Raw genomic sequence first — 5864 nt, forward strand, 5'->3', positions numbered from 1 at the left:
CGCCGCTTCGGGCACGCCAATCCAGTGGAGCCACTTCGCCGCGGCTTCATAGTTCCAGGCCGCCAGCAGGATGGCGGCAATCGTGGCCGCCATCATCCAGATTTCGTAGAAAAAGCCCTTCACCGCAGCCGTCACGATAGAGGCGACGACGATGAGAGTGAAAAAAGAGTCGAGGCCATTCATTTTCTAGTTCTCCGCAGCCACGGCAAAAGCGCAACGCGTGGGCCCGTGCCGAGGTCGCTCACGCCAGGCGCCAGTTCTTCGGGCGACTCAAGTGCGCGGGCTTTGCAGGCGCAGGCAAGGGCAACTCCGAGCATCTGTGCACTCAGGCGCCGGTCGAAGGTGCGTACGCGGGCAGCGGCGTTGGCGTAGGCGCACATTTGCTCCATTTCGGAGGCGGTATTGGGGCAGTAGTCGCTCATAGCTGCGGTTTCGGTGTGGCCTGAGGGGTGGTCGGGTGCGGGACGGAGCCGAAGATCCTGGTCCAGCCGGGTGCGCCCAGTTGCGTCCAGGGAATGACGACGAGGCCGGGGATGCGGCGCTGCCATTCGCGGCCGCGCTGGAGGGCCGCAGGGCCGGTTTGAGTGATGGGTCCGCGGGAGGGGACGAGGATGAGGGCCAATTTCCCGCGGACGTGGATGAGGCGATTGGCGCGCAGGACGGGGCAGGTTTGTGCGCCGTCGGAAAGGATGAGGCTGACGCCCGGCGTGGCGGCCAGCAGGCGGAATACACCGAGCAGGTCGGTGCAGTGGGCAGGAGGGTAGGAGGATGGTTGCAGGATCGCCTGCATGTGGGCACGCAGGGCGGCGAGGGCAGTGGCGTGGGCACGCTGGGATTGAAGTTCGCGCGTACGACAGGCGGCGCGGGCTTTGTTTCGGTAGAACTCGCGGAAGGCGCGCTGGTAGCGCAGAGGACCGAGGTCCGCGGGCGGCTGCGCGTCGGTACAGCGAAGGTTGGCGGCTACGGGAACGGTCAGGTAGGCGAGGGGGGTAAATTCGCCGCCGTCGCCAAAGGCGCCGACGGCGAGGGAGCGGGCGGCCGTTGTCTTCAGGAGTTGACTGAGAGCCTTCGGCTGTAGGAGATGCGATAGGGCTATCTGCAGCGTGATGGGGTTCACACTGTATGTGCCGTCGGGCAGAACGTAAACGATGGGGCCCGCAGGTGCGGGATCCAGATGTTGCGCCAACACGGGACGGCTGGCAAGGGTTAACACGCCGGCGAGGAGCAGGAGGGGGAGGATGGTCGTGACCTTGCGGGCGACTTTACCGGGGGACTCATCGGGCGAAGCTGTGGCTGCGACGCCGCTGCTGGGGTCGTTATCGTCCTCATTTTCGTCGTCCTCGCCTGGGTCGGGGTCTGGTTCCTGCTCTTGTAGCCAAGCGAGCAAGTCTTCGGCGTCGGCCTGCCGCGCCTGGCTGACGGCGGATTCACCCTCGAGCCGAGCGGGGCGATGGAGGAAGGAGCTGGCGGTTGCATATAGGCCGCAACTGATAGGCAGGAGCTCGGCGGACGCGGCCAGCAGCCAAGGCGCATAGGCTGATGTCAGGGCGACCAAACCGAGGCCGACAAAGCGCGACCACAAAAAGACGGTGAGCAAGCCGAGGGCAACCACCCCGATCCAAAAGGCAGCATGGCGACTCAGGCGCTCGGCGGTCACGGGCGATTCGAGGTCCTCCAAGCGGTGGACGGCGAAGGTATGGACGGCGTAGCCCAGCCCGAGGGCCAGTGCCGCACCGGCGAAAGCGGCCTCGGTGCGCGCCCACGTCGGGAAAAAGGCGCGGATACTGGCGTATTGTAGGGCGACATCAAGGCCAGTGAGGGCTAGAACATCGCGGGACAATTTGCGACAGCGGCGGCGCGCGGCGAAGGTGCAGAGGCCGAGGGATTCGGCGTCTGCGAGCTCGCGGGAGATATCGTGCTGGCGCGTCAGTTCTACGCTGACGGCGCGGCCACAGTAGGCGCGGGCGTTGCGGATGACGCCGGCGCGGCGGGCGGCGGGGGCCTCGCGGACGGCGAGCTTGAGTTTGGCGAATTCGCGCTTCATTTGGCGCTCCTTTCGGCAGGGCCGGACATCAATTCCGCGCACTGGCCGGCCGGGGTGCGGCTGGTGCGCGGGCCCGAAGGGGCGAAGGGTTCGAGGTGGACGGCGGGCAGGTGCAGGCCGTGGCGATCAGCAAGGCGCACGAGACAGAGGCCCCGTGACAGGAGTTCCGGCTGCACGTGCCCAAGACTTAGGAGGCGCGAAATGGCCGCAGCCTTGACGGCGTAGGCGAGGCGGCGGGAATTGCGCTGGGTGCTCTTGGCGACGGCGTTGGCGCGGGTGGTGCGCTGCGGTATTGCAGCGGTGTTGGCGGCGGCCAAGCTCGCGAGCAGAACCGTGAAGGTTGGTTTGTGATGAAGCATGCACCCATTTCAGATCGCATGCTGCTGAGGTTGAAAGGGAAAGGGGCGGACGGTCAGTGAACTGGAAGGAAGGCGGAGTGATTCCGCTTAGTTCCGTCGAAACAGCAGTTGCTTAAAATGGGGGCGATCGCCAGCCGCGATGGTGCTGAGCCATTCCCAACCTTTGCTCTCGACGAAGGCTTTGAACCGCGGCTCTAGGTACCGCGCTGATGTGAACAGGGTCAGTCTTTTTCCGCTGATTTCGAGAGTCGCTGCGACACAATTGGTATCGGGAACTTCGCTTTCCTGGGTGAGGGTGAATGTCTTTCGCATCAGTGCGGTGTCGACGGGCTCGGTCGATTCTGCCAGGTTCAATGCCGCTTGAACTGCGGGCCGAAGTAGGGCGTCGAGTTCTGGCGTGCGGTATGCATTGGCGATTTCGATGCCTGTGGCCTGCCCGTCAATTGTGTCAATTCCGACGAGGAAAAGATCTCCTCGCTGTGCGGCACGATTTAACGACGCCATCGCTAGCGCTTCTGGCAAATTCCCGATCGTACCTCCGGTCATGATGAAGAGAGCCGCGCCAGTCCTGTGGAACTCATCGCGCTCACCCTGCCCCAACTCGAGGACGTTGGTGCGGAAGGCCCGCAGCGTGGCATTGCGGAAGAGCTTCGTCTGGGAGATATAGCCTCGTAGCCACGTCATTGTGCTCTCAAGCATGTAGAAGCTGATATCGAGAATGAAGTAGTTCAGTGTGCTGTTCTCGAGATGTGGCTGGGAGAGGAGGCGACTCAGGATGGCCTTGTCCTTGGTCGGGGCACCGCCGCCGGCGAGCAGCACCGCCGCGGTCGGGCGACTAGTCGCGACGGCTTCAAGAAAGCGTGTATCACTGAGCATCTTCTCAAGGCTTAGTTGACACCGCTCGTAGTTTTCGTAATGAGAGGCGAGGATGAGTGATGTCCAAGATCGGGCCGAGCCGGGATCGAGATAGTGATGTGCCTGGTCGATTTTACCCGCGCGCAGACCGTCCTCGAGGGTTTGGATTGGGAGTTGGTTGCCGACGTGGATATCGAACCCAAAGAGTGGCGAGGTGGTCGTGTTGCGTGTGGCCGTCGAAACGGCCTGAAGGCCAATGCGCTGGGCTCTGCGAACGCGACTGATGGCTTCGACCGCAGCCTGATTCTGGGTTGGCTCCTCGAAGAGTGCCGCAAATTCATCAGCGCTGCATTCGACGAGGCGAGTCCCGGTGATGGACTCGTGAAGCCGCAGCGCCTGGGGCAGCGCGTCCCAGAATTCTTCCCATGGACCCTTGCGCGTTGGCTTGGATCCCTTGCGCATCATATCCGCCGCCAGCTTAATCCTCTCTTCGGTCCGTGCCTGCTCGGCGAGGTCGGCTCTGCGGCCGAAGACGGTTTTCGCCAGGTCGGGGTAAGAGGTCGTCCCGAGGACCGCACGCATGACGGCAAGCTTTTCGTAGTAATCGCGGATACCCGGCTTGAAGCACCGCGAGGGCGCGGCGAGCGGGAATTCCGGCGTGCGCCCCGACCCTTGCCTAGGCCTGGGATGTCGCTTTGGCGAGTACGCCATGGTTGGACCCGGACCAGTAGCGAGAGATCAAATAATTTGTCGTTAGCGCCAGGATGAGTCCCGGAGCTGCCTCATTCATCATACTGCTAAGTCCGAGTGCATGCCACGCGGCGGCGGAGGTTGCCCCGACCGCGATGGAGCACGTGATGGAAGCGCCTGTCGAGCGCCACCCGAGCAGACGAACCAGCATCGCGGGGGCGAGCGCTGCGCCCAGGATCGAGACCGAGGTAAGGGCGAGGTTGAAGACGGTGCCGTGGAGCTGCAGGGACACCAGCATTGTGGCGGCGCCGAGAACCGCCGTGATTGGCCAGTTTTCCTCCGCGCGCCGTCCGAGTTTGCCGAACACATCGCTCGCGGTGCTCTGCGCCATAGCAACCAGCAGGCTGTTGGAAGTCGCGGCGATGGTTGCGAAGACGTCGGCAGTAATGATGCCGGTGAGGATGGGGCCGGTCTGTACGCGGAAGAATACGCTCAGCCCCGCTTCGGGGTCGGCGAGCGCAGGCATAACACCGCGAAGAAGCATACCGAAGATTGTCATGGAGACCCAGGTGAACTGGACAAAAAAGTTGTAGATGACCCATGCCGAGCGCGTCTCCTCAGGCGTGGCACCGGCGAGATACCGGGAGACCATCTGCGGCTCGCCGAGCTCGAAACCCAGGGCGGCAGCGGCAAAGCCGAGAATGAAGGGGATCGCTGCCCAGTAGGCGTGGCCGGGCACAATCTGCAGAAAGCTGGTGCCGGCTGCGTGAAGGTTTTGGGCAAAGCTGGTGCGGTTGTGGATTGCGACGTAAGCAACGGCCGCCAGGGCGAGCACGGTGCCCCCAATGCGGATTACGGCCTGCATGGAATCGACGTAGACGGAGCCGCGGAACCCGCCGATAGCGGTATAGCAGACGATGACAGCGGCGAAGGCTGCCAGGCCTGCCGCGCCGCTGATGCCGAATGCCCCGTCGAGGAATTTCTGGCCTGCGAGCCATTGGGCGGCAACGTAGCCCCCAAGGCAGGCGATCACGCAAATTCCGATCACGCGCGTCAATTGCTGCTGGAGTCGGGGGCTGAGGCCATGGGTAATGAGGTCGGTGATAGTTTTTGCGCCGATACTCCTCCCGGCCGCGTTAATTCGGTGAGGGAAAAACACCCAAAAAACGATGTCACCGAGCAGCCAGGCCAGGGGGAGCAGGACCCAGTGTGCGCCGAGGGTGTAGCCGAGGCCGACGACGGCGGTTACGACAAAGCCACTGTTGGCGGTTGCGCCGGCACTTAGTCCAACAAGCCACTTGTTGAGGCGGTGCTCCGAGAGGGCGGCTGACTCGATGTCTCTCGAATGCCTTCTCCCGATCAGGGCGGCGGCAAAGGTTGCGGCGATGGTGGCGGCGAAAACGACGACCGACAGGTCAATGCCTCGGGAACTCATGGAGCGATTGTCACGCGCGCGGTCTCGGGAAGCTGCGGAATGGAGCGGGCTGGGGCGGAATTGTTCGGAATTGGGCCTGGCCACTGGGCGAATTCAGCGGTACCCTGGCTGCCTCTATGGCAGCGAGCGGACGCGGGCGGTGAGGGTGGTGACGCCTTGCTGGAAGCGCGTGGCGAGTTCGGTGGGGACGATATGCACCAGGGCGCGGCTGCCCCAGAGCAGATCAGGCGCCAGGCGCGACTGCCGCACCAGGCCGGGCTGGAACGGGTAGGCGATCATCACCGCCAGTACGGCCATGCAGAGCAGGACCCCGCGGACCAGGCCGAGACCGGCGCCGAGCAATCGGTCGGGCAGCTTCAGACCGACGGCGTGCATCGCGGTGCGAATCAGCCGGCCGATCACGGCCGCGGCGATCAGCACCAACACCAGAATCAGAATGAAGCCGCAAAAATGCGCCGCTTCGGGCACGCCAATCCAGTGG

The 5864-nt window shown here is 63.8% G+C and carries 6 protein-coding genes; all 6 read right to left on the bottom strand.

Going from position 1 to position 5864, the window contains the following annotated elements; genetic code table 11:
• Positions 1-183 (bottom strand): hypothetical protein (locus EPN33_14370; GenBank protein ID TAN20710.1); only part of this gene is annotated, 183 nt, incomplete at its 3' end.
• Between the two features lie 235 nt (positions 184-418).
• Positions 419-2044, bottom strand: a complete 1626-nt coding sequence (locus EPN33_14375; protein ID TAN20711.1) for a hypothetical protein — start codon at positions 2042-2044, stop codon at positions 419-421.
• Entirely contained in the window at positions 2041-2403 is a 363-nt protein-coding gene (locus EPN33_14380) for a hypothetical protein (protein TAN20712.1), read from the bottom strand. The genes EPN33_14375 and EPN33_14380 overlap by 4 nt, the downstream gene beginning before the upstream one ends.
• Positions 2404-2490: 87 nt before the next feature.
• Positions 2491-3840, bottom strand: coding sequence for a hypothetical protein (locus tag EPN33_14385; GenBank protein TAN20713.1), 1350 nt, complete (start codon positions 3838-3840; stop codon positions 2491-2493).
• A gap of 94 nt (positions 3841-3934) precedes the next feature.
• Positions 3935-5383, bottom strand: a complete 1449-nt coding sequence (locus EPN33_14390; GenBank protein TAN20714.1) for a hypothetical protein — start codon at positions 5381-5383, stop codon at positions 3935-3937.
• 114 nt (positions 5384-5497) lie between these two features.
• Positions 5498-5864, bottom strand: a 367-nt coding sequence (locus EPN33_14395) for a CvpA family protein (GenBank protein ID TAN20715.1), incomplete at its 5' end; no start/stop codon positions are given.

This window comes from Acidobacteriota bacterium, from assembly GCA_004299485.1.
GTDB lineage: Bacteria > Acidobacteriota > Terriglobia > Terriglobales > SCQP01 > SCQP01.